The following is a 22,136-nucleotide window of genomic DNA, read 5'->3' as shown; positions in this document are numbered from 1 at the left end:
CTGTCCGATTTTCGCCGCACCGCCCCCTCACCGTCTGATGTGCCCTGCACTTTCCCGGGTGAAACCGAAATGAAGACGCGGTGTCGCCTCCGCCTCGTGCCAGGACGCGACGGGAGACGGGCGGGCGGTAGAGTCCCACCGCGTGCACCTCAAGAGCCTGACCCTGCGTGGGTTCAAATCCTTCGCCTCGGCCACGACGCTGCGCTTCGAACCCGGCATCACCTGCGTCGTGGGCCCCAATGGTTCGGGAAAGTCCAATGTCGTGGACGCGCTTTCCTGGGTCATGGGCGAGCAGGGCGCCAAGTCGTTGCGCGGCGGCAAGATGGAAGACGTCATCTTCGCCGGGACGACCGGCAGGCCGCCGCTGGGCCGCGCCGAGGTCTCGCTCACCATCGACAACTCCGACGGTGTGCTGCCCATCGACTACGCGGAAGTCACCATCACGCGGATCATGTTCCGCAACGGCGGCAGCGAGTACCAGCTCAACGGCGACACCTGCCGGCTCCTCGACATCCAGGAACTCCTCTCCGACTCCGGCATCGGCCGCGAGATGCACGTCATCGTCGGACAGGGCCGGCTCGACTCCGTACTGCACGCCGACCCGACGGGGCGCCGCGCGTTCATCGAGGAGGCGGCGGGCGTCCTCAAGCACCGCAAGCGCAAGGAGAAGGCGCTGCGGAAGCTCGACGCGATGCGCGCCAACCTCGCCCGCGTCCAGGACCTGACCGACGAACTCCGCCGCCAGCTCAAACCGCTCGGCCGACAGGCGGCCGTCGCCCGCCGCGCCGCCGTCATCCAGGCCGATCTCCGTGACGCCCGGCTGCGGCTGCTCGCCGACGACCTGGTGACCCTGCGCGAGGCGCTGCGCGCGGAGATCGCGGACGAAGCCGCGCTCAAGAGCCGCAGGGAGGCCGTGGAGGCCGAGCTGCGGGCGGCGACCGACCGCGAGGCGGCGCTGGAGGAGCGGGTGCGGACGCTGACGCCGCGGCTGGGGCAGGCGCAGCAGACCTGGTACGAACTCTCCCGCCTCGCCGAGCGCGTGCGGGGCACGGTGAGCCTCGCGGACGCGCGGGTCACCAGCGCCACCACCGCCCCCGAGGAGGAGCGGCGCGGCCGCGACCCGGAGGACCTGGAGCGCGAGGCGGCCCGGATCCGCGAGCAGGAAGCGGAGCTGGAGGCCGCGCTGGAGGCGGCGAGCCGGGCGCTTGCGGACACGGCCGAGCACCGCGCCGAGCTGGAGCGACGGCTGGCGGAAGAGGAACGGCGGCTGAAGGACGCCGCCCGCGCCATCGCCGACCGCCGCGAACAGCTCGCCCGGCTGCACGGCCGGGCCACCGCCGCCCGCGGCCGGGTCGCCTCCGCCCAGGCGGAGATCGACCGGCTGGCCGCCGCCCACGACGAGGCCCGGGAACGGGCCGCCGAAGCCGAGGCCGCGTACGCGGCCCGGCAGGGCGAGGTGGACGGCCAGGGCGCGGACGACGCCGAGCTGGCCGGCCGCCACGAGAGCGCCAAGCGCGAGCTCGCCGCGGCGGAGGCCGGGCTGAACGCGGCCCGCGACGCGGCGACGGACGCCGAACGGCACCGCGCGGCGCTCGCCGCCCGCCGGGACGCGCTCGCCCTGGGCCTGCGCCGCAAGGACGGAACGAGCACGCTGCTGTCGGCGAAGGATCGTTTGTCCGGGCTGCTGGGCCCGGCCGCGGAACTCCTCACCGTCACCCCCGGACACGAGCTCCCCGTCGCCGCCGCCCTCGGCGCCGCGGCCGACGCGATCGCCGTCACGGACACCGCCACGGCGGCCGAAGCCCTGCGCCTGCTCCGCAAGGAGGACGCGGGGCGCGCGGCACTGCTGGTGTCGGCGACACCGGAGCCCGCGGGTCCGGACGACGCCGCGGGAGGCCCCGACGGCCCCGACCGGATGCCGGGCACCCCGCGCCCGGCCGCGGAACTCGTGCGCGGCCCGGCGGGATTGATGCCCGCCGTACGCCGGCTGCTGCGCGACGTCATGGTCGTCGCGACTCTGGAGGACGCCGAGGAACTGGTGGCGGCGCGGCCGGAGCTGACCGCCGTCACCGCCGAAGGCGACGCGCTCGGCGCGTACTTCGCGCACGGCGGATCCGGCGGGGCGCCGAGCCTGCTGGAGGTCCAGGCGGCCGTCGACGAGGCGACGGCCGAGCTCACCGAGCTGGACGCGCGGTGCGAGGAACTGGCCGCCGCGATGCGGGCCGCCGCCCGGCGGCGCGCCGAGTGCGCCGACCGGGTCGAGGAACTGGCGGTCCGGCGAAGCGCCGCGGACCGGGAGAAGTCGCAGGTCGCGCAGGATCTGGGACGGCTCGCCGGCCAGGCGCGGGCGGCGGCCGGCGAGGCCGGACGTAGCGCCGCGGCGGCCGAGCGCGCCGCCGAAGCGCTCGAACGGGCCACCGAGGAGGCCGAGGAGCTGGCAGAGCGGCTGGCGGTCGCCGAGGAGCTGGCCGCCGACGGCGACGAGGCGGCGGACGAGCCGGACTCCTCCGTACGCGACCGGCTCGCCGCCGACGGTGCCAACGCGCGCCAGACCGAGATGGAGGCACGGCTCCAGGTCCGCACGCACGAGGAGCGGGTCAAGGGCCTCGCCGGCCGGGCGGACGCCCTCGACCGGGCGGCCCGTGCCGAGCGGGAGGCCCGCACCCGGGCCGAACAGCGGCGGGCGCGGCTGCGCCACGAGGCGCGGGTCGCCGGCGCCGTGGCAGCGGGGGCCCGGCAGCTGCTGGCGCACGTCGAGGTCTCGCTCGTACGGGCCGACGAGGAGCGGCGGGCCGCGGAGACGGCCAAGGCCGAGCAGGAGCGGGAGCTGGTCACCGAGCGGAACCGGGCGCGGGAACTCAAGACCGAACTCGACAAGCTGACGGACTCCGTCCACCGGGGCGAGGTGCTGGGCGCGGAGAAGCGGCTGCGCATCGAGCAGCTGGAGGCCAAGGCCCTGGAGGAACTCGGCGTCGAGCCGGCCGGGCTCGTCGCCGAGTACGGCCCGGACCAGCCCGTACCGCCCTCGCCGGCCGCCGAGGGCGAGGAGCTGCCCGAGGACCCCGACCACCCGCGGAACCAGCCCGTGCCGTACGTACGGGCCGAGCAGGAGAAGCGGCTGCGCGCGGCCGAGCGGGCGTACCAACAGCTCGGCAAGGTGAATCCGCTCGCGCTGGAGGAATTCGCGGCGCTCGAGGAGCGGCACCAGTTCCTCTCGGAGCAGCTTGAAGACCTGAAGAAGACGCGCTCCGATCTGCTCCAGGTCGTGAAGGACGTCGACCGGCGGGTCGAGGAGGTCTTCACCGCGGCCTACCACGACACGGCCCGGGAGTTCGAGGGCGTCTTCGCCCGTCTGTTCCCCGGCGGCGAGGGCAGGCTGGTGCTCACCGACCCGGACGACATGCTGTCCACCGGCGTCGACGTGGAGGCCCGGCCGCCGGGCAAGAAGGTCAAGCGGCTGTCCCTGCTGTCGGGCGGCGAACGGTCGCTGACCGCCGTGGCGCTGCTGGTGGCGATCTTCAAGGCGCGGCCGAGCCCCTTCTACGTGATGGACGAGGTCGAGGCGGCGCTGGACGACACCAACCTCCAGCGGCTGATCGGGATCATGGAAGAGCTCCAGGAGAGCTCCCAGTTGATCGTCATCACGCACCAGAAGCGGACGATGGAGGTCGCCGACGCGCTGTACGGCGTCTCCATGCAGGGCGACGGCGTCTCGAAGGTCATCAGCCAGCGACTTCGATGATCAAAAACCCTCTAGTTCAAGTGTTGAACTCAAGCGCGGGGCAACTCACAGGAAACTTCTTGGTTACGACCTATTGACTTCGAAAGTTGAAGACATAGGGTCTGCAACGTTGCTTTTACCTTTCAGTGGTGGGTGCCGATGCCCCGTGTCCCACTGGAAGGGCCAGCCCCCCACGCCCGGCAACGCGGCCGGGTCTCAGGAGTACACGTTGACCAGCACTGCGACGGCGCAGGGGTCCGAGGGCCGCAAGGCCCAGCCGGACCACCTCGGCCACGTCATTTTCATCACCGCGGCCGCGGCCATGGGTGGCTTCCTCTTCGGCTACGACAGTTCCGTGATCAACGGCGCGGTCGAGGGTATCCGCGGTAAGTACGACATCGGTTCCGCCGCCCTCGCCCAGGTCATCGCCATCGCCCTGATCGGCTGCGCGATCGGTGCCGCCACCGCGGGCCGGATCGCGGACCGCATCGGCCGGATCCGCGTGATGCAGATCTCCGCGACCCTGTTCACGATCAGCGCGGTGGGCTCGGCGCTGCCCTTCGCCCTGTGGGACCTCGCCTTCTGGCGCGTGCTCGGCGGCATCGCGATCGGCATGGCCTCGGTCATCGGCCCGGCCTACATCGCCGAGGTCTCGCCGCCCGCCTACCGCGGCCGCCTCGGCTCCTTCCAGCAGGCCGCGATCGTGGTCGGCATCGCCGTCTCGCAGCTGGTCAACTGGGGCATCCTCAACCTCGCCGACGGTGACCAGCGCGGCAAGCTCATGGGCATAGAGGCCTGGCAGCTGATGCTCGGCGTCATGGTCGTCCCGGCCGTGCTCTACGGTCTGCTCTCCTTCGCGATCCCCGAGTCGCCCCGGTTCCTGATCTCGGTCAACAAGATCGACAAGGCGAAGGCCGTCCTGGCCGACGTCGAGGGCAGCCACGTCGACCTCGACGCGCGCGTCAACGAGATCGAGCTGGCGATGCGCAGCGAGCACAAGTCGTCCTTCAAGGACCTGCTCGGCTCCAAGGCGGGCTTCCTGCCGATCGTCTGGGTCGGCATCGGCCTCTCGGTCTTCCAGCAGCTCGTCGGCATCAACGTCGCCTTCTACTACTCGGCGACCCTGTGGCAGTCCGTGGGCATCGACCCGAGCGACTCGTTCCTCTACTCCTTCACCACGTCGATCATCAACATCGTCGGCACCGTGATCGCGATGATCTTCGTCGACAAGATCGGCCGTCGCCCGCTCGCCCTCGTCGGCTCGGCCGGTATGGCCATCTCCCTCGCCCTCGAGGCCTGGGCCTTCTCCGCCCAGGCGGCGGACGGCTCGCTGCCGACCACCCAGGGCACGGTGGCCCTGATCGCGGCCCACGCGTTCGTGCTGTTCTTCGCCCTCTCCTGGGGTGTCGTGGTCTGGGTCTTCCTGGGCGAGATGTTCCCGAACAAGATCCGCGCCGCGGCGCTCGGCGTCGCCGCCGCCGCGCAGTGGATCGCGAACTGGGCCATCACGGCGAGCTTCCCGAGCCTGTCGGACTGGAACCTCTCGGGTACGTACGTCATCTACGCGGTCTTCGCCGTGCTCTCGATCCCCTTCGTGCTGAAGTTCGTGAAGGAGACCAAGGGCAAGGCGCTGGAGGAGATGGGCTAACCCCCCCGCTGCCCGTCTCCTCGAAGGACGCTGCCCCGGCTCACGATGAGCCGGGGCAGCGTTTTTGTGTTTTGCCGGATGCCGCATCTGGGTGCCTGGCGAGGGCTGGGGCCGGTGCCGTGCCGCTCCGGGGGGTCGGGGGGCTGCTTCGCTTTACGCCCCCCGACCCCCTGCGCGTCCCGCCCCCGGCGTTGTCGACTGCGGGTCGGCTGCGGTTGGCTCACGTGATGGAGGGGGACGCGCAGGGGTGGGTTCGGGGCGTAAAGCGAAGCAGCCCCGAACCCACCCCGGAGCGGCGCGGCCCCGGGCCCGGCCCCCACGGGGTTTCGCCACGCGATACGCGCGGCGCGGCACCGGCCTCGGCCCCCGCGGGTCTCGCCGCTGGCGCCACAGACGCCCCGCTGGCGCCACAGACGGTAGGTAAAACGCGAACGCCCCCTCCGCCGCACAGCGGCAAAGGGGGCGTCCGAACAGTCCAGCGACCAGCGACTACGCGGCAGCGGACTCCCGCTGCGAACCGACGGAGTCGGCGGCCGGGGCCGATTCCCGCGGAGCCGGCAGCACTGCCATCAGCAGGGCGGAGATGGCGATCGTCGCCGCCCAGCTCAGCCCGTACTTTCCGACGAACGTCGAGGCGAGCGGACCGGTGAACCAGTCGCACTTCGTGAAGCAGATGCCCGCGACCAGGGCGATCGTCCAGGCCGTCATCGCCTGCCAGCAGAAGCCGCCCACGTACCAGTAGCGGCTGGTGCGGCCGGTGTCCATGAGGCCCTCGGGGTCGTAGCGCACGGCACGGGCCCGGCGGCGGGCCATGTCGACGGCGTAGACGCCGATCCAGGCGGAGAAGGAGACCGCGAGCAGGATCAGGAAGGTGATGAAGGAGCTGAGGAAGCTCTTCGCGACCAGCATCAGCAGCAGACCGCCGACCAGGGAGATCACGGCGTTGATGCTGACGGCCATCGCACGGGGCAGCTTCACGCCCATGCTCTGCGCGGTGAAACCGGCCGAGTACATCGACAGGCTGTTGATCAGCAGCATGCCCACGATCGCCGTGACGAGGTAGGGCACGGCCAGCCAGGTCGGCAGGATGTCACCCAGGAAGGAGACCGGGTCCGGGGCCTCGGCGAGGCCGGGGGTGGCCACGGCCATGACCGCGCCCATCAGCACCATCGGGACCATGACCAGACCCGCGCCCGAGATCGTCGTGCCGACGATCTTCTTGCCGGAGGCCGCGTGCGGGAGGTAGCGGGTGAAGTCGGGTCCGGTGGGCACCCAGCTGATGCCGCCGGCGGCGATCGTGCCGATGCCGGTGATCATCATGGCGGTGGTGCCGGCGGGCTTGGAGAAGACCTCGTCCCAGTCCATGGTGGCGATCAGGTAGCCGAGGACCAGCACGCTGAAGATGCCGAAGAGGTACGTCGACCACTTGTTGCACACGTTGAGTGCCTTGCGGCCCATGCCGCTGACCAGGAACGTGCAGGCGACGAAGACGAACAGCGTGATCACGATGAGCACGTTGTTGCTCTTGATGCCGAAGAGCAGGTCAAGGACGGTCAGCACCGCATACGCGCCGGTGACCGCGTTGATCGTCTCCCAGCCGAAGCGGGCGACCCACAGGATCGCGCCCGGGAAGAGGTTGCCGCGCACGCCGAAGGTCGCACGGGAGAGCATCGCGCCCGGGGCGCCGCCCCACTTGCCCGACACCGACAGCACGCCGACCATGCCGAACGACGCGAGCGCGGCGCAGGCGGCGACGATCAGCACCTGCCAGAAGTTCAGCGCGTTGAAGACGACCAGGGCCGCGCCCATGGTGAGCAGCAACACGCTGATGTTGGCCGCGACCCACGTCGGGAAGAGTTCCCGGACTCTGCCGTGACGCTCCTGATCCGGTACGGGCTCGATGCCGCGGGTTTCTATCGCGCCTTCTGAATCGGCGAGGACGACGTTGTCCATGAGGTGGGGCTCCGTGCGGGGTGAAGCGAGGCGGGAGGCCTGGGCAGAGGGGGACGTGGGGACTCTACGCGCGTCGCATCGTCGCACGCCACCGTAGTTTGCTCCAACTTTGGTGGGTTGGTCGCTTTGGTCCTCACAACCAAGATCGAACACGCGCGCCACCGTTTGTGGAGTAGTCCCGGCGGCTCCGTGTCCGATACTGGGTCCGTTATGGAAATCGTCATCCTCGCTGTAGTCATCGCTGTGGTCGCGCTCGCCGCGATCAGCGGGCTCGTGGTCAGCAGCCGCAAGAAGAAGCAGCTGCCCCCGGCCCCGCCGAGCAGCCCGTCCGTCACCGCGCCGCCCGCCGAGCCACACGTCGGCGAGGAGGCCGAGACCCCGCGCGCGGAGCCGCGCCGGACCGTTGAAGAGGTGGACCTGCCGCCGGCCGAGGCGCCGGCCGCGGAGGCACCCGTCGTAGAGCCGGAGGCCCCCGAGGCGCCGGCCGCCCCCGAGATCGAGGTCCCCGAGCCCACCGCGGGTCGGCTCGTACGGCTTCGCGCCAGGCTCTCCCGCTCCCAGAACTCCCTGGGCAAGGGACTGCTCACCCTGCTCTCCCGCGAGCACCTCGACGAGGACACCTGGGAGGAGATCGAGGACACCCTGCTCACCGCCGACGTCGGCGTCGCGCCGACGCAGGAGCTCGTCGAGCGGCTGCGCGAGCGGGTCCGGGTGCTCGGCACCCGCACCCCGGAGGACCTGCGCAACCTGCTGCGCGAGGAGCTGCTCGCCCTCATCGGCACGGACTTCGACCGCAGTGTCCACACCGAGCCCGGTGTGGGAACGAACGGCGAGGAGAAGCCCGGCGTCGTCATGGTCGTCGGCGTGAACGGCACCGGCAAGACCACCACGACCGGCAAGCTCGCGCGGGTGCTCGTCGCCGACGGCAAGTCCGTCGTCCTCGGTGCGGCGGACACCTTCCGCGCCGCCGCCGCCGATCAGCTGCAGACCTGGGGCGAGCGCGTCGGCGCCCGCACGGTCCGCGGGCCCGAGGGCGGCGACCCGGCGTCGATCGCCTTCGACGCGGTCAAGGAGGGCATCGCCGAGAGCGCGGACGTCGTCCTCATCGACACCGCCGGCCGCCTGCACACCAAGACCGGGCTCATGGACGAGCTGGGCAAGGTCAAGCGGGTCGTCGAAAAGCACGGCTCGGTGGACGAGGTGCTGCTGGTGCTGGACTCCACCACCGGACAGAACGGCCTGGTCCAGGCGCGGGTGTTCGCGGAGGTCGTGAACATCACGGGCATCGTCCTGACCAAGCTGGACGGCACCGCCAAGGGCGGCATCGTCGTCGCGGTCCAGCGCGAGCTGGGCGTACCGGTGAAGCTGGTGGGCCTCGGCGAGGGGGCGGACGACCTCGCGCCGTTCGAGCCGGAGGCGTTCGTCGACGCCCTCATCGGTGACTGAGGCATGGGGCCCTCCTGAGTTCGGCGGGACCCCATGAGAGAGGGCCCCGCCACGGACATCCGTCCGTGGCGGGGCCTCTTTTTTCTTGTGGGGGGTGAACTCGAGGGGGAACTCCGCGCTCAGCTCGCGGCCGAGCGGTGGCACACATAGGCGAGGGTGCCCAGCAGCAACCGGGCCTGCGGGGGCCGGCCCGCGGTGTCCAGGGCGGGCGGCCGCAGCCAGCGCATCGGACCGAGGCCCGCGAAGTCGGAGGGCGGGGCGGTGATGTGGTCGCCCGCCCCCAGACAGCGCAGATCGAGCCGGGCGTCGTCCCAGCCCATGCGGTAGAGCAGCTGGGGGAGTTCGGCGGCGGCGCCCGGTGCGACGAAGAACAGCGCCCGGCCGTGCGGGGTGAGGGCCACCGGGCCGAGCGGCAGCCCCATCCGCTCCAGCCGCACCAGCGCGTGCCGGCCCGCCGCCTCCGCCACCTCCAGGACGTCGAACGTGCGGCCCACGGGCAGCAGTACGGCCGCGCCCGGCACCTCGGCCCATGCGGCCGTGGCATCGTCCAAGGTGGCCCCGGCCGGGACGGGTGGGGCGAACGAGAGCGGATGGGCGCCTGGGGCAGGGCAGTCGGCGGTGCCGCACGAACACGTCACGCTCCCGCCGCGGGCCGCCCGGGCGCCGGGCACCACGTCCCACCCCCAGAGGCCGGTGTACTCCGCTACCGTCGTCGCGCACTCCGACGCGCGCCACCGGCGCCGAGAACTCGAGCGCAGATCCCGGATGCCGCCGATTGTGAAGCCCATACCCCCTCCAACGGGTCGTGCTCGCAGATGGTTACGACTCGGAGTGTCCCGAACACGTACGGTCGCCGACGCCTGCTCTGCGGCGGCGCGACGGTGCGCGACGGGTGGTGCGGCTCGGTCTTCGCGCCCTGGCGTGCATCAACCCACCCCCTCCTGATCGTTCCCCTGTCAAGTCAATCGCGTTGTGACGTGGAGGAGTTCATTCGATGGGGTGGCGAATGGTGGCGATTACTGGACTCTTCTCGCCGAAGCCGTGATCGTAGGATTACTTTCGGTACGCGAACCCCGGAGACGCACCCGCCGGTGGGTATGCCGGAGGCATTGCTCCGTCCCGGTGCTCCTTGCCTCGCGACCGTTTATTACCGGCCGAGATGGTGCATCACCGGACAAGCAGTCGCAACAGGCGGCATGCTGTGGGCGGTTCGAGCGCAGAGCAGAGTTCCGGATGGGGGCGTTCCAGTGGGCGGCAACGGCAGCGGCATCGGTGGAGCCGACCAGCCTGGCAAGGGCGACAAGCGCCCCAATGAGCAGTTGGGCTCATGGTTCCTGCGCAGTGGTCTGTCGAAGGGTGAGCTGGCTCGGCAAGTCAACCGCAGAGCACGCCAGTTGGGTGCCCATCACATCAGCACGGACACCTCGCGCGTGCGGCGCTGGCTCGACGGCGAGCAGCCGCGCGAGCCGATCCCGAAGATCCTCTCCGAGTTGTTCTCCGAGCGCTTCGGCTGCGTGGTGGGCGTCGAGGACATCGGCCTGCGCGCCGCACACCAGTCGCCGTCCGTGTCCGGGGTGGACCTGCCCTGGGCGGGGCCCCAGACAGTCGAGCTGATCAGCGAGTTCTCGCGCAGTGACCTGATGCTGGCGCGGCGCGGCTTCCTCGGCACCTCGCTCGCCCTGTCGGCGGGGCCCGCGCTGATCGAGCCCATGCAGCGCTGGCTGGTGCCCATCCCGGCGGGCCGTGAGCCCGAGCGGCCGGCCGTGCCCGAGGGCGGGCGCCGCGGGGCCAAGCTCTCCAAGCCGGAGCTGGACCTGCTGGAGTCGACGACCATGATGTTCCGCCAGTGGGACGCCCAGTGCGGTGGCGGGCTGCGCCGCAAGGCCGTCGTCGGGCAGCTCCACGAGGTCACCGACCTGCTCCAGGAGCCCCAGTCGGACGCCACGTCCAAGCGGCTGTTCAAGGTCGCGGCCGAGCTGGCCGAGCTGGCGGGCTGGATGAGCTACGACATCGGTCTGCACCCCACCGCGCAGAAGTACTTCGTGCTGGCCCTGCACGCCGCCAAGGAGGCGGGCGACCGCCCCCTCGGTTCGTACATCCTCTCCAGCATGAGCCGCCAGATGATCCACCTCGGCCGGCCGGACGACGCGCTGGAGTTGATCCACCTCGGGCAGTACGGCTCGCGCGAGACGGCCACCGCGCGGACCCAGGCGATGTTGTATGCGATGGAGGCCCGCGCCTACGCCAATATGGGCCAGCCCGCCAAGTGCAAGCGCGCGGTGAACATGGCGGAGGACTGCTTCGGCGACTGCGTGCCGGGCGACGGCGACCCCGATTGGATCCGTTTCTTCTCCGAGGCCGAACTCAACGCGGAGAATGCCCATTCCTACCGGGATCTCGCTTATGTGGCCGGTCGCAGCCCCACGTACGCCTCGCTCGCGCGGCCCAAGATGGAAACCGCCGTCGAGCTCTTCGAGCGGGACGCGGAACACCAGCGGTCGTATGCGCTCAACCTCATCGGCATGGCCACCGTGCACCTGATGGAGCGCGAGCCCGAGCAGTCCACGGTGCTCGCCGGCAAGGCCCTCAAGATCGCCAAACAGGTGCGCTCGGAGCGGGTCAACAACCGGCTGCGCAAGACCGTCGACACCGCCGTGCGCGACTTCGGGGATGTGGCCGAAGTCGTCGATCTGACCGAGCAACTCGCCGTTCACCTGCCGGAATCCGTGGAGACCGCCCACGCGGTCTGACCCCTCCGGCCCCCTCAGCCCCGGCCGCGACGGCCATCCCGTACAGCCCGACTCGGCTCCCCCCACGCCAGGTCACTTCGGTTGGTCGTCGCGGTCGGCCTCCTCTTCCGCCGCTGGACCGCGGCTGCTCCCGCGGTTCCCGATCGGTGCGGGCACGGTTCATCGGGGTGTAACACGTCGGCTGCCTTCGTCACTGCCGCGAAACAATCGACGGCATCGGCTGAAATCGCGCTGCGTCAGCCTCGAGGCCACACCGGCCCATCGCATTTCCCGCCCGCACGGGTGTACGGGTCGCCGCTTCGAGGAGACGACGACATTGAATGGCGCAGATACCGCATTCGTATTGATCAGTGCCGCGCTCGTGATGCTGATGACACCGGGCCTTGCCTTCTTCTACGGCGGCATGGTGCGGGTGAAGAGCACGCTCAACATGCTGATGATGTCCTTCATCTCGCTCGGTATCGTCTCGGTGCTCTGGGTGCTGTACGGGTACTCGCTCGCCTTCGGTGACGACCTCGGCGGCGGGCTGCTGGGCAACTTCGACCACATCGGCCTCAAAGGCATCAGTCCCGAGAGCCTGACGGGCGGCAAGGAAGGCATTCCCGTCCTCGCCTTCGCCCTCTTCCAGCTGATGTTCGCGGCCCTCACCCCCGCGCTGATGAGCGGGGCCCTCGCGGACCGGGTGAAGTTCAGCGCCTGGGCGCTGTTCATCACCCTCTGGGTGACCGTCGTCTACTTCCCGGTCGCGCACTGGGTCTGGCAGGCCGACGGCTGGCTCTTCAAGCTCAAGGTGATCGACTTCGCGGGCGGCACGGCCGTCCACATCAACGCCGGTGTCGGCGCCCTCGCCGCTGTCCTCGTCGTCGGCAAGCGCATCGGCTTCAAGAAGGACCCGATGCGGCCGCACAGCCTGCCGCTGGTGATGCTCGGCGCGGCGCTCCTGTGGTTCGGCTGGTTCGGCTTCAACGCGGGCTCGGCCCTCGCCGCCAACGGCGTCGCCGCCAACATGGCGATGAACACCCAGGTGGCCACCGGTGCCGCGATGCTCGGCTGGCTCGTCTACGAACGCATCCGGCACGGTGCCTTCACCACCCTCGGCGCGGCCTCCGGTGCCGTCGCGGGCCTGGTCGCGATCACCCCGGCCGGCGCCGCCGTGAACGCCTTCGGCGCGATCCTCATCGGACTCGTCGCCGGCGCCGTCTGCTCCTGGGCCGTCAGCCTCAAGTTCAAGCTGGGCTTCGACGACTCCCTCGACGTGGTCGGTGTGCACCTCGTCGGCGGCGTGATTGGCACCCTCCTCGTCGGCGTCCTCGCCACCGACGGTGTCGGCGGCGCGACCCAGCTCGGCCGGCAGGCCGCCGGGGCGTTCGCCGTGATGGGGTACTCCTTCGTCGTCTCCTGGCTCCTGGCCAAGGGCGTCGACAAGGCGATCGGCTTCCGTGCCACCGAGGACGACGAGGTCAGCGGCGTCGACCAGGCTTACCACGCCGAGAGCGCCTACGACTTCAGCGCGGTCGCGGGCGTCTCCTCCGCACGGGCCGCCGCGCCCGCCCCCGCATCCGACAAGGCGCAGAACAAGAAGGTGGACGCATGAAGCTCATCACCGCGGTCGTCAAGCCGCACCGGATCGACGAGATCAAGGACGCGCTGCGGACCTTCGGCGTCCAGGGCCTGACCGTCACCGAGGCCAGCGGCTACGGCCGGCAGCGCGGCCACACCGAGGTCTACCGCGGCGCCGAGTACGAGATCGACCTCGTCCCGAAGATCCGCATAGAGGTGCTGGTGGAGGACGCCGACGCCGAGGACGTCGTCGACGTCGTCGTGAAGACGGCCCGCACGGGGAAGATCGGCGACGGCAAGGTCTGGGTCGTCCCGGTCGAGACGGTGGTGCGCGTCCGGACCGGAGACCGTGGCCCGGACGCGCTCTGAGCCCGAGCGAGCGCCGGAAGAGGGGCCAGAAGAGGGGAACCCCGAGTTGACCGAGATCAAGACGGACGAGGCTGATCCTGGCCGCCCCGACCCCCGTGGCTACGCGGCGGCCCGGCTGCGTCTCCTGCACGAGGAGGCGCCGGCCGGGCCGCCGCGCCGCGCCGCGCTCGCGCGCGCCACCGACGCGTGGCTGGGCGGGCTGCTCGGCGCGGCGCGGGGCGTCGCGCTGGTGGCCGTCGGCGGCTACGGGCGCGGCGAGCTGTCGCCGCGCAGCGACCTCGACGTCCTGCTCCTGCACGACGGCTCGGCGGACGCGCCCGCCATCGCGGCGCTCGCCGACCGCGTCTGGTACCCCGTGTGGGATCTGGGGCTCGCCCTCGACCACTCCGTCCGCACCCCCTCCGAGGCGCGCAAGACCGCGGCCGGCGACCTCAAGGTCCACCTCGGCCTCCTCGACGCCCGCCACATCGCCGGCGATCCCGCCCTCACCGCCGGGCTGCGCACGGCGGCCTACGAGGACTGGCGGGCCCAGGCGCCCGCACGGCTGCCGGAGCTGCGCGAGCTGGGGGAGGAGCGGGCCCGCCGCCAGGGAGAGCTGCGGTTCCTGCTGGAGCCCGACCTCAAGGAGGCGCGCGGCGGGCTGCGCGACGCGACCGCGCTGCGGGCCGTCGCCGCGTCCTGGCTGGCCGACGCGCCCCGCGAGGGCCTGGAGGAGGCCCGGGCACGGCTGCTCGACACCCGCGACGCACTGCACCTGACCACCGGCCGGGCCACCGACCGGCTCGCCCTCCAGGAACAGCACCAGGTCGCCACCGGTCTCGGGCTGCCCGGCGCGGACGCGCTGCTGCGCGAGGTCTACGAAGCGGCCCGCACCGTCTCGTACGCCGCCGACGTGACCTGGCGCGAGGTGGGACGCGTGCTGCGGGCCCGGTCCGGGCGGCCGCGGCTGCGCCGGCTCCTCGGCGGGCGGGGCGGCCGCGGCGGGTTCGTGGAGCCCGAGCGCACACCGCTGGCGGAAGGCGTGGTCGAGCAGGACGGCGAAGCCGTGCTCGCCCGCACCGCACGGCCCGAGCGCGACCCGGTCCTGCCGCTGCGCGCGGCGGCCGTGGCGGCACAGGCGGGGCTGCCGCTGTCCCGGCACGCCGTACGCCGCCTCGCGGGCGCCGGGCCGCTGCCGGTGCCGTGGCCCGACGAGGCCCGCGAGCAGCTCGTCACACTGCTCGGGGCGGGCGAGTCCACGGTCGACGTCTGGGAGGCCCTCGAAGCGGAGGGCATCGTCTCCCGGCTCCTGCCCGAGTGGGAGCACGTGCGCTGCCGCCCGCAGCGCAACCCCGTCCACCGCTGGACCGTCGACCGGCATCTGGTCGAGACGGCCGTCCGGGCCGCCGCCCTCACCCGCCGCGTCGGCCGCCCCGACCTGCTGCTCGTCGCGGCCCTCCTGCACGACCTCGGCAAGGGCCTGCCCGGCGACCACAGCGTCGCGGGCGAGACCGTCGCCCGGGAGGTGGCGCCCCGGCTGGGCTTCGACCCGGCCGACACGGAGACCCTCGCCACCCTCGTGCGCCACCATCTGCTGCTCGTCGAGACCGCCACCCGCCGCGACCTCGACGACCCGGCCACCGTCCGCTCGGTCACGGACGCTGTCGGGCACCCGGACACCCTGGAGCTGCTGCACGCCCTCACCGAGGCCGACGCCCTCGCCACCGGCCCGGCGGCCTGGAGCGCCTGGCGGGCCTCGCTGGTCGCCGACCTGGTCCGCCGTGCCTCCGCCGCCCTCGCGGGCGGTGTGACCCAAGGCCGCGCGGAGGCGGCGGCGCCGACCGTGGAGGAGGAACGGCTGGCGATCGAGGCGCTGCGCACGGGCGGCCCGGTCCTGGTCCTGCGCACCCGGCCGGAAGGCACCGACGACCCGACGGGCGCCGATGCCCCGGCGCCCGTCGGCATCGAGCTCGCCGTCGCCGTCCCCGACCGGCCGGGCGTGCTGCCCGCGACCGCCGGCGTCCTCGCCCTGCACCGGCTGACGGTCCGCGCGGCGGAACTGCGCACGATCGCCCCGGACCCCGCCATCGGCGGCAGCGCCCTGCTGCTGAACTGGCGGGTGGCCGCCGAGTACGGCGCGCCCCCCGAGGCGGCCCGTCTGCGGAACGACCTGGTGCGGGCCCTGGCGGGCACCCTGGACATCGCGGGCCGGCTGGCCGAGCGCGAGGCCGCCTACGGCAAACGGCGCCGCGGCGTCGGCCACGCGCCGCCGCGGGTGAGCGTGGCCCGGGGCGTCTCCCGGGCCGCGACGGTGGTGGAAGTGCGGGCGCACGACGCCCCCGGACTGCTGCACCGGATCGGCGGGGCCCTGGACGAGGCGGGGGTGTGGGTGCGCAGCGCCCACGTCTCCACGCTGGGCGCGAACGCCGTGGACACGGTCTATCTCACACGCCAGGACGGCTCACCGCTGCCGGACGCGGACGCGGTGGCGCTGGCGAAGGCGGTCGAGGACGCCTTGCGGTGACCGCGTCGCGGTGGTGAGGCCGCCCCGGCGGGGAGGGCGGCCGGGCCGCCCTCCCCGCACCCCGGGGGAATCCCCTCTTCGTCTCATATCCGGCGGGCGAGGACACCTGCTTGGCGCGGCCGGATACCCTGGGAGGCGATTGACTCTGCCCCCCGACTCCGAGGACCTACGAGCGCCGTGTTCGATACCCTCTCCGATCGCCTTTCCGCGACTTTCAAGACCCTTCGGGGCAAAGGCCGCTTGAGCGAGGCGGACATCGACGCCACGGCGCGCGAGATCCGCATCGCGCTGCTCGAAGCGGATGTGGCCCTCCCCGTCGTCCGGGCCTTCATCAAGCAGGTCAAGGAGCGCGCGCTCGGGGCCGAGGTCTCCAAGGCCCTCAACCCGGCGCAGCAGATCATCAAGATCGTCAACGAGGAGCTCATCGGCATCCTCGGCGGCGAGACCCGACGGCTGCGCTTCGCCAAGACCGCGCCGACCGTGATCATGCTCGCCGGTCTCCAGGGTGCCGGTAAGACCACCCTCGCCGGAAAGCTCGGCCACTGGCTCAAGGCGCAGGGCCACAGCCCGCTGCTCGTGGCCTGTGACCTCCAGCGGCCGAACGCGGTGAACCAGCTCGGCGTCGTCGCCGAGCGCGCCGGCGTCGCGATCTATGCGCCCCAGCCGGGCAACGGCGTCGGTGACCCGGTCCAGGTCGCCAAGGACTCCATCGAGTTCGCGAAGACCAAGGTCCACGACATCGTCATCGTGGACACCGCCGGCCGCCTGGGCATCGACCAGGAGCTGATGCAGCAGGCCGCGGACATCCGCGACGCGGTGCGTCCGGACGAGATCCTCTTCGTCGTCGACGCGATGATCGGTCAGGACGCGGTCAACACCGCCGAGGCCTTCCGCGACGGCGTCGGCTTCGACGGCGTGGTGCTCTCCAAGCTCGACGGCGACGCCCGCGGCGGTGCCGCCCTGTCGGTCGCGCACGTGACCGGCAAGCAGGTCATGTTCGCCTCCAACGGCGAGAAGCTGGACGACTTCGACGCGTTCCACCCGGACCGCATGGCGTCCCGCATCCTCGGCATGGGCGACATGCTCAGCCTGATCGAGAAGGCCGAGCAGACCTTCAGCCAGGACGAGGCCGAGAAGATGGCGGCCAAGCTGGCGAAGGGGCCGAAGGAGTTCACGCTCGACGACTTCCTGTCCCAGATGGAGCAGGTCCGCAAGATGGGCAGCATCAGCAAGCTGCTCGGGATGCTGCCCGGCATGGCGCAGATGAAGGACCAGATCAACAACCTCGACGAGCGCGACGTGGACCGCACCGCCGCGATCATCAAGTCGATGACCCCGGCCGAGCGCCAGGACCCGCACATCATCAACGGCTCGCGCCGCGCCCGTATCGCCAAGGGCTCGGGTGTGGAGGTCAGCGCGGTCAAGAACCTCGTGGAGCGCTTCTTCGAGGCCCGCAAGATGATGTCGCGCATGGCCCAGGGCGGCGGCATGCCGGGCATGCCGGGAATCCCGGGAATGGGCGGCGGCCCCGGCCGGCAGAAGAAGCAGCAGAAGCAGGCCAAGGGCAAGCGCAAGAGCGGCAACCCGATGAAGCGCAAGGCCGAGGAGCAGGCCGCGGCCGCGCGCCGCGAGCAGGGCGACAACCCGCTGGAGCTGCCGGCTCAGGCCCCGCAGAACTTCGAACTGCCCGACGAGTTCAAGAAATTCATGGGCTGAGACCGATCCGTCGGCCACAGCCGCTGAAATCGCCCGTCACGGTCGTCCGTGGCGGGCGATTTCGCTGTCCGGTCAGAGCTGTCCGGTCGGAGCTGTCAGGTCGGAGGGGAAGGCACGGGCTAGACGCGCGCGATGAGATAGCGGAAGACATTCGGCATCCAGACGGTCCCGTCCCGGCGCAGATAGGGGTGCAGGGCCTCGACCAATTCCTTGGTCACCTGCTCCTCGTCCGTCGCCCGCATCGCCGCGTCGAACGCGCCCGTCGACAGCAGACCGCGCACCGCGCTGCCCATGTCGGCGTAGCCGTACGGGCACGACACCCGCCCCGAGCCGTCCGGCACGAGCCCGGCCCGGCGGGCCAGGTCCTCCAGATCGTCACGGCCACTCGGCCGCCAGCGAGCGGGCGCGCACATAGGGTCCGCGAGCCGGGCCGCGACCCGAAGCGCCCCCGAGGCCGCGCAGCGCTCCTGCGGTCCCCAGCCGGCCAGGACGACCGGAGCGCCGTGCTCCGCGCAAGCGGCGGCCCGGGACAGCGCCTCCGCCATGCCGCGGGCGCTGCCGCCCGCGCAGTACAGCGGATCGAAGGCCGTGATGAGGTTGAAGGCCGGAGCACCGGGTTCGAGGACGCACTCCGGACCGCCGTGGCCCAGCCGGGTGCCGTCGCCGCCGGTGTCCTTGGGTATCAGCCGTTCCCGGGCCAGCTCCAGCCTGCGCCCGTCCTGGTCGACGCCGGAGACGGCGGCCCCGCGGGCCGCCGCCATCAGCAGCGCCAGGCCGGAGCCGCAGCCGAGGCTGAGCAGCCGGGTGCCGGGACCGACCTCCAGTCGTTCGTAGACCGCTTCGTAGAGCGGCACCAGCATCCGTTCCTGGATTTCCGCCCAGTCGCGGGCCCGGGGATCGGGCGACGTGGAGGACGGCCGGTGCCGCCGTACGAGCGTTGGTGTCATCGAAAGCGCCCCAATCCGCCGAGAGACGTGATCTGGTCCTGATTGCCGCCCCCGTGTGCTGCTGTGCGCGCTGCTGTGAAACACCCCCGATAGCCAGAGAACTCCGCTTCCGTCCCCGAGTCCAGAGGGTCGGTGCCAGAACGTTCCCGTCTGCCCACGATGGCATGTGCCGGGTGTCATCGCACGGAGAGGATTTCGGGGAGGGGCCCGACGGAAACCCGGCGGGAGAAGGGGCCGACCGGGCGAATCGGGTGGGGACGGCCGGTGGCCGCGGACCGGCCGGAAGGTTTCCCGGAAGGTGTCCCGAACGGGGCCGTGAAGGGGGCCGTGACGGGGGATTCACGCTCGACCCTGAGCGCCCCGTACCATTCGCACCATGGCAAAGGCTCCCATTCTCACCCCCCAGGCGGAAGATTTCCCGCGCTGGTACCAGGACTTGATCAACAAGGCCGAGCTGGCCGACAACGGCCCGGTGCGCGGCACCATGGTCATCCGCCCGTACGGGTACGGGCTCTGGGAGCGCATGCAGCAGGAGATGGACGCGCGCATCAAGGACGCGGGCGCCCAGAACGCGTACTTCCCGCTCTTCATCCCGCAGTCCTACCTGACGAAGGAAGCCGAGCACGTCGAGGGCTTCGCCCCCGAGCTGGCGGTCGTCACGCACGGCGGCGGCAAGGAGCTGGAGGAGCCGGTCGTCGTCCGGCCGACCTCCGAGACGATCATCAACGAGTACTTCTCCAAGTGGGTGCAGAGCTACCGCGACCTGCCCCTGCTGATCAACCAGTGGGCCAACGTGGTCCGTTGGGAGATGCGCCCGCGCGTCTTCCTCCGGACGAGCGAGTTCCTCTGGCAGGAGGGCCACACCGCCCACGCCACCTACGAGGACGCCCGCGACTACGCCGCCCGGATCCACCGCGACGTCTACGCCGACTTCATGGTCAACGTCCTCGGCATCGACGTGGTCCTGGGCCGCAAGACCGCCAAGGAGCGGTTCGCCGGTGCCATCAACACCCTCACCCTCGAGGGCATGATGGGCGACGGCAAGGCCCTCCAGCTGGGCACCAGCCACGAGCTGGGCCAGAACTTCGCCAAGGCCTTCAACACCCAGTACCTGTCCAAGGGCGGCCAGCAGGAGCTGGTCTGGCAGACCTCGTGGGGCGTCTCGACCCGCATGGTCGGCGGCCTGATCATGTCGCACGGTGACGACAACGGTCTGCGCGTCCCGCCGCGGCTGGCGCACGTCCAGGTCGTCGTCATGGCGATCAAGGGCGACGAGGCCGTGGCCAAGGTCCGCGAGCTCGGCGACCGGCTGAAGGCCGCGGGCATCCGCGTCCAGGTCGACGACCGCGTCGACACCCCCTTCGGCCGCCGGGCCGTGGACTGGGAGCTCAAGGGCGTACCGGTCCGCATCGAGATCGGCCCGCGCGACCTGGAGAACGGCACCGCGATGCTGGCCCGCCGGATCCCCGGCGGCAAGGAGCCGGTGGCGATCGACTCCCTCGTCGACCTGCTGCCGAAGGTGCTGGAGGAGGACCAGGCGCAGCTGCTGCGCGAGTCGCGCGAGCGCCGTGAGGCCCGTACGGCCGACGTCACCACCATCGAGGAGGCCGCCGAGGCCGCCGTCGCCGGTGGCTGGGCGCGGATCCGCTGGGCGGACCTGGGTCCCGAGGGCGAGGCCAAGCTCGGTGAGCAGGCCGTGTCCGTGCGCTGCCTGGTCGCCGAGGACGGCTCGGTGCCGGACGCGGACGACGCCCCGGGCACCGTCGCCATCGTCGGTCGCGCCTACTGAGCCCGCCCGGGCATCGACGGGCGCCCGGGCCGCCAGGGGGCACGCCCCCGGCGTGTGCCGGCCCGATTCACCCTTACCGGTGAGTCAGTACGTCCACTCTTGCGAACGGGTGCGCGGCTTCTCCACAGATCTGCGCACCCGCCCTCGTCAGGACGCATGAGCGTGAAACTGACTGGTACGTGCAAATTATTTGGGATGGCCCGGTATCGGAACACCGGGCCTTCCTTGCTCGTTGTCACGACGTGAGCACGACACCACCTGTTCTCGCCGCAGAGCTGGCGCAGGCGTGGGCCGACATTCAGCGGTACCACCCCGAGCTGCCAGATCTTGCCGCGCCCGAATCGTTGATCGGGGAGTCGTCGTCCGCCTGCGGCGCCGAGCTCTCCTTCGAACGGCTGCTGCACGAGGCAGTTCACGGCATCGCGGCCGCCCGCGGTATCCGTGACACCTCACGCGCCGGCCGCTACCACAACCGCCGGTTCCTCGCGATCGCCGAGGAACTGGGGCTCGACCACAGCGATGAGCCGCATCCCAGTAGCGGCTTCTCCCTGGTCGTGCTCAATCCGGAGGCGCGCAAGCGCTACCGCCCGACCATCGACAGACTCCAGCGCGCCCTCAAGGCGCACACGGTCGCGACCGCCGCCGACACCTCGCGCACGTTCCGGGGTCCCGCCGCGCGGCACGGCTCCTCCGGCGGAGGGGTGCGCGTGAAGGCGGTGTGTGACTGCGGCCGTAATGTCCGGGTCGTGCCCTCCGTGCTGGCCCAGGCGCCGATCATGTGCGGTGGCTGCGGCAAGCCGTTCCGTATCCCCGAGGCCGTATCGGTCGGCTGACCTGGAGCGGTGTGGCACAATGGGACGCTGTACTCGACAGTCGCATAGGACCCCTCTCTCCTCCGGCTGACGCGTCCATCGGGCACCCGAGTACCGCAACCCCACGTGGCATCTCATGTGCCCAACCACGTCAAGACCAGGAGACACCACTCCAGTGGCAGTCAAGATCAAGCTGAAGCGTCTGGGCAAGATCCGTTCGCCTCACTACCGCATCGTCGTCGCCGACTCCCGTACCCGCCGTGACGGCCGGGCCATCGAGGAGATCGGTCTGTACCACCCGGTGCAGAACCCCTCGCGCATCGAGGTCGACACGGACCGCGTCCAGTACTGGCTGAGCGTCGGCGCGCAGCCGACCGAGCCCGTCATGGCCATCCTCAAGGTCACCGGCGACTGGCAGAAGTTCAAGGGCCTGCCGGCCCCGGCCCCGATGCTCCTCCCCGCGACCAAGGAGGACAAGCGTCGCGCGTTCGACGAGTTCACCAAGGGTCTCGAGGCTGGCGCCGCGAAGGGTGAGGCCATCACCCCGAAGGCCAAGAAGTCGGAGAAGAAGGACGAGGCCGCCGCGGCCGAGTCCGCTGAGTCGACCGAGGCCTGAGGATGCTCGAGGAGGCCCTTGAGCACCTCGTAAAGGGCATCGTCGACAACCCCGACGAGGTGCAGGTCGCTTCGCGCAACCTGCGCCGTGGTCGCGTGCTCGAGGTCCGGGTGCACCCCGATGACCTCGGCAAGGTGATCGGCCGTAACGGCCGCACCGCACGCGCACTGCGCACCGTCGTGGGCGCCATCGGCGGCCGTGGTATCCGTGTCGACCTCGTCGACGTGGATCAGGTCCGCTGAGAAGCGATAGAGCACCGGCACGGGCCGGGAAGGGTTACGGCCCTTCCCGGCCCGTTGTCGCGTT

Annotated in this window: 15 protein-coding genes; 12 read left to right on the top strand and 3 right to left on the bottom strand. The window is 71.4% G+C overall.

From position 1 onward, the window contains the following. Positions 1-142 precede the first annotated feature (142 nt). Positions 143-3,742, top strand: a complete 3,600-nt coding sequence (gene smc / locus FHS38_RS31540; protein WP_184739447.1) for a chromosome segregation protein SMC — start codon at positions 143-145, stop codon at positions 3,740-3,742. Positions 3,743-3,950: 208 nt separating this feature from the next. Beyond that, on the top strand, positions 3,951-5,369 hold the full coding sequence (locus FHS38_RS31535) for a sugar porter family MFS transporter (protein WP_184739445.1): 1,419 nt from the start codon (positions 3,951-3,953) through the stop codon (positions 5,367-5,369). 489 nt (positions 5,370-5,858) lie between these two features. Here FHS38_RS31535 and FHS38_RS31530 read toward each other — a convergent pair whose 3' ends face one another. After that, complete coding sequence (locus FHS38_RS31530) at positions 5,859-7,322, bottom strand: purine-cytosine permease family protein (RefSeq protein ID WP_184739443.1); 1,464 nt, start codon at positions 7,320-7,322, stop codon at positions 5,859-5,861. Positions 7,323-7,532: 210 nt separating this feature from the next. Here FHS38_RS31530 and ftsY point away from each other — a divergent pair, with 210 nt between their 5' ends. Then, the gene (gene ftsY, locus FHS38_RS31525) at positions 7,533-8,768 is read left to right on the top strand and encodes a signal recognition particle-docking protein FtsY (RefSeq protein WP_184739441.1); all 1,236 of its coding nucleotides are present in this window, start codon (positions 7,533-7,535) and stop codon (positions 8,766-8,768) included. Positions 8,769-8,887: 119 nt separating this feature from the next. Here the strand turns inward: ftsY and FHS38_RS31520 are convergent, their stop codons facing one another. Continuing rightward, complete coding sequence (locus tag FHS38_RS31520; RefSeq protein WP_184739439.1) at positions 8,888-9,556, bottom strand: bifunctional DNA primase/polymerase; 669 nt, start codon at positions 9,554-9,556, stop codon at positions 8,888-8,890. A gap of 459 nt (positions 9,557-10,015) precedes the next feature. Here FHS38_RS31520 and nsdA point away from each other — a divergent pair, with 459 nt between their 5' ends. The 5 genes from nsdA to ffh all read left to right on the top strand — a co-directional run bounded on the left by nsdA (position 10,016) and on the right by ffh (position 17,666). Further along, the gene (nsdA, locus tag FHS38_RS31515; RefSeq protein ID WP_184739438.1) at positions 10,016-11,518 is read left to right on the top strand and encodes a transcriptional repressor NsdA; all 1,503 of its coding nucleotides are present in this window, start codon (positions 10,016-10,018) and stop codon (positions 11,516-11,518) included. Positions 11,519-11,834: 316 nt separating this feature from the next. Beyond that, positions 11,835-13,112 (top strand): ammonium transporter, encoded by a 1,278-nt coding sequence (locus FHS38_RS31510; protein WP_184739436.1) that lies wholly within the window; start codon positions 11,835-11,837, stop codon positions 13,110-13,112. Further along, a complete protein-coding gene (locus tag FHS38_RS31505; protein ID WP_130880131.1) occupies positions 13,109-13,447 on the top strand; it encodes a P-II family nitrogen regulator in 339 nt (112 codons plus the stop codon). Before FHS38_RS31510 ends, FHS38_RS31505 begins: the two co-directional genes overlap by 4 nt. A 46-nt stretch (positions 13,448-13,493) precedes the next feature. After that, complete coding sequence (locus FHS38_RS31500) at positions 13,494-15,950, top strand: [protein-PII] uridylyltransferase (RefSeq protein ID WP_184739435.1); 2,457 nt, start codon at positions 13,494-13,496, stop codon at positions 15,948-15,950. Between the two features lie 177 nt (positions 15,951-16,127). Then, positions 16,128-17,666: a signal recognition particle protein gene (ffh, locus tag FHS38_RS31495; protein WP_184739433.1), complete on the top strand. Its 1,539-nt coding sequence runs from the start codon at positions 16,128-16,130 to the stop codon at positions 17,664-17,666. A 119-nt stretch (positions 17,667-17,785) separates the two neighbouring features. On the opposite strand, the gene FHS38_RS31490 is transcribed toward ffh, so the two are convergent. After that, positions 17,786-18,613, bottom strand: a complete 828-nt coding sequence (locus tag FHS38_RS31490) for an MDR/zinc-dependent alcohol dehydrogenase-like family protein (protein WP_184739431.1) — start codon at positions 18,611-18,613, stop codon at positions 17,786-17,788. Positions 18,614-18,989: 376 nt separating this feature from the next. On the opposite strand from FHS38_RS31490, the gene proS reads away from it, so the two are divergent. From proS to FHS38_RS31470, 4 genes are all read left to right on the top strand, one after another. After that, positions 18,990-20,402: a proline--tRNA ligase gene (gene proS, locus FHS38_RS31485; RefSeq protein ID WP_184739429.1), complete on the top strand. Its 1,413-nt coding sequence runs from the start codon at positions 18,990-18,992 to the stop codon at positions 20,400-20,402. 242 nt (positions 20,403-20,644) lie between these two features. Then, positions 20,645-21,235 (top strand): hypothetical protein, encoded by a 591-nt coding sequence (locus FHS38_RS31480; RefSeq protein ID WP_130880135.1) that lies wholly within the window; start codon positions 20,645-20,647, stop codon positions 21,233-21,235. Between the two features lie 154 nt (positions 21,236-21,389). After that, entirely contained in the window at positions 21,390-21,830 is a 441-nt protein-coding gene (gene rpsP / locus FHS38_RS31475; RefSeq protein WP_184739427.1) for a 30S ribosomal protein S16, read from the top strand. Positions 21,831-21,832: 2 nt separating this feature from the next. Continuing rightward, a complete protein-coding gene (locus FHS38_RS31470; protein WP_020868149.1) occupies positions 21,833-22,072 on the top strand; it encodes an RNA-binding protein in 240 nt (79 codons plus the stop codon). Positions 22,073-22,136: the final 64 nt, after the last annotated feature.

Origin of the sequence: Streptomyces netropsis (assembly GCF_014203545.1) — a bacterium.
GTDB lineage: Bacteria > Actinomycetota > Actinomycetes > Streptomycetales > Streptomycetaceae > Streptomyces > Streptomyces netropsis.
Note: the sequence above shows the minus strand (reverse complement) of the source record. Positions and strands in the feature narration are given on the sequence as shown.